Genomic DNA, 3,064 nt, shown 5'->3' with positions numbered 1-3,064 from the left:
CAAGGAACTCAAAGTGTATTATCTGAAACAGATGTGATACAGCCACAACAGGGATCTTTATGGGGACTAGGACGAGTTATTGCACTTGAGCACCCTGAGCTAAAATGTCGCAAAGTTGACCTAGATGCAAAACTCCATTTCTCTGAAACTGTTTCCACCTTGGTTGAAGAACTTTTATTTAGTGATGATGAAGACCAAATAGCCTATCGTCAGGGACAGCGTTATGTGGCTCGGCTGAGACGATGGCAACCCCAAATAGGAGAACAGACACGTACTCAACTGTCTATTGATTCAGAAGCTAGTTACCTAATTACTGGTGGTTTAGGGGCTTTGGGACTGGAAGTAGCCCAGTGGTTGGTGTACCAAGGAGCTAAACATTTGATATTAACTGGGCGTCGCGTGCCATCAGAAGCAGCAATGGAAACAATCCAGAAGTTAGAACAAGTAGGAACCCAAATTTCTGTATTATCAGGAGATATATCATGTGAAGAAGATGTAGCTGAGATTTTTGAGCAGATTCAGGCATCATTATTTCCACTCAAAGGTGTGATTCATGGCGCTGGAACCTTAAATGATGGGCTACTGCAAAATGTGAAGTGGGAGCCGTTTCTGCAAGTGATGGCATCAAAGGTGGCAGGAACTTGGAATTTGCATAAATTTACCCAGCATCTGTCATTGGATTTCTTTGTCTGTTTTTCATCTATGGCTTCCTTGCTGGGTTCACCAGGTCAAGGAAATTATGCTGCTGCTAATGCCTTTATGGATGCCTTTGCCTACTATCGTCGAGCTATGGGACTACCAGGATTGAGTATTAACTGGGGACCTTGGGATCGAGGAGGTATGGCCGCTCGTCTAGGAAGTCAGCATCAAAACCGTTTTAAGAGCCAAGGTATTGGTACTATTGATTCAAAAAAAGGTCTTCAAGCACTAGGTCAGGTACTGGCAAAGCCCATAGCTCAGGTAGGAGTAGCATCCATTCAATGGCCTCAGTTCCTAGCAAATTCTGTAGCTGGGATAGATCTGCAATACCTGCAAATATTCAGAAGCGAAGTCCAAACAACAGCCACTCAATCAAATTTTTTGCGTCAGCTTGAAGCAACTCCAGCACAGGAGCGTCGAGAACTCTTGATGGGTTTTGTAAAAAAACAAATTTCTCAAGTTCTAGGCTTAGACACGCCAGAAGCAATCAATAACCAAGATGGCTTTTTTGATCTGGGAATGGACTCATTAATGGCAGTGGAACTAACCAACAATTTTCAAAGAATTTTTCAAATTTATATATCCCAAACAGTAGTTTTTAACTATCCAACTGTTGAGGAAATTGTAGATTATCTGTTTTACAAAGTACTTAATCTTGAACAGCAAGAAGAAGAGTCAGAATCTACATATAAAGTTGTAGATACAGATGAAAAATTTAGCGATTTCAATACATCTTTAGACTCAGAAGAAGAAATAGAATTAAGTGCTGCCCAAGAGCTTGCAGAAATTAAAAAATTTTTATAGTATAGACATTATGAAAAAAGAAAACTCTAAAGAGGCCAATTTATCCACAACTAAACAGCTCATTCTAGCCCTTCAACAAGCTCGGATGAAACTAGAAGAAATCGAGAATGCTAAACACGAACCAATTGCTGTTATTGGGCTAGGCTGTCAGTTTCCTGGTGGTGGTGATGGACCAGAAGCATTCTGGAAAGTATTAGAAAATGGAATTGATGCAGCAGTAGAAATACCGAAAAATCGCTGGAATATAGATGATTACTACGATCCAAATCCTGCGACTCCCGGCAAGATGTATACTCGCTTTGCTAGCCTGCTGGAGCAACCAGATCGATTTGACCCTGAGTTTTTTGGCATATCTCCCCGAGAGGCCATTGCTATGGACCCTCAACATAGGCTGCTTTTAGAAGTAAGTTGGCAAGGTCTTGAACATGCTGGAATTGACCCAACTAAGTTAAAAAGAACTCTAACAGGAGTATTTGTGGGAATGATGACCCAGGATTATTCATTACTGGCTAGCAATCTAGGTAAAGCTGATTCCTACAAGATAACTGGAAACGGTATCAGTGTTGCTGCTGGTAGACTTGCTTACTTTTTGGGTTTGCAAGGACCAACTTTGACAGTTGATACTGCTTGTTCATCATCCTTAGTAGCTATCCATCTTGCCTGTCAAAGTTTGCGAAATAAAGACTGTAATTTAGCATTGGCTTGTGGTGTTAATTTGATTCTTGCTCCTGATACATTTGTTGAATTTGCTCAAGGTCGTATGAATTCTCCAGATGGTCGCTGTAAAACCTTTGATGCTGCTGCGGATGGATATGGACGTGGGGAAGGATGTGGAGTAATTGTTCTCAAACGTTTGTCCGATGCTAAAGCAGATGAGGACAAAATTCTAGCTTTAATTCGTGGTTCTGCTATTAACCATGATGGTCCTAGTAGTGGACTAACAGTTCCCTATGGTCCTGCTCAAGAAGAATTAATTCTTCAGGCTTTGAGCAATGCTCAAGTACAACCATCCCAGGTTGACTATGTGGAGTGTCATGGAACAGGAACTTCTCTTGGAGATCCTATAGAAGTGGAAACACTGGCAAATGTATTCTGTAAAAACCGATCTCAGGAAAATCCTTTGGTAATTAGTTCTGTTAAAACTAATATTGGTCATACTGAAGGAGCAGCAGGTGTCGCTGGAGTAATTAAGACAGTTTTGGCATTGTGGCATGAGAAAATTTCCCCTCACCTTCATTTGAAACAGCTAAATCCAAAGATTTCATGGAATAATTTACCTGTGGTTGTCCCCGATAAGAAGCGAGAATGGAAAAGCGGAGAAAAACCCCGCATTGCAGGAGTAAGTTCTTTTGGGCTAAGTGGAATAAATGCCCATGTCATATTAGAAGAAGCCCCAGCTCAAGTAACATCTCAAAAATCACAACTCAAAACAGAAGATATCCCAGAACGTCCACTACACATATTAAGCTTATCAGCCAAAACACCACCAGCCCTCACAGAACTAATCAAAGATTATCAACAGCATCTAGAAACAAACAAAGAAGACAGCCTAGCAGACATC

Annotated in this window: 2 protein-coding genes; both read left to right on the top strand. The window is 41.1% G+C overall.

What is annotated here, in order from left to right:
• The coding region (locus tag F6K52_RS34685) for a beta-ketoacyl reductase (RefSeq protein WP_293089514.1) at positions 1-1,503 on the top strand (1,503 nt) is incomplete at its 5' end.
• Between the two features lie 10 nt (positions 1,504-1,513).
• Positions 1,514-3,064: polyketide synthase (locus tag F6K52_RS34680; RefSeq protein WP_293089513.1), on the top strand; the 1,551-nt coding region annotated here is incomplete at its 3' end.

This window comes from Moorena sp. SIO3H5, from assembly GCF_010692395.1.
GTDB lineage: Bacteria > Cyanobacteriota > Cyanobacteriia > Cyanobacteriales > Coleofasciculaceae > Moorena.
This window is presented reverse-complemented; position numbering and strand designations above follow the sequence as displayed.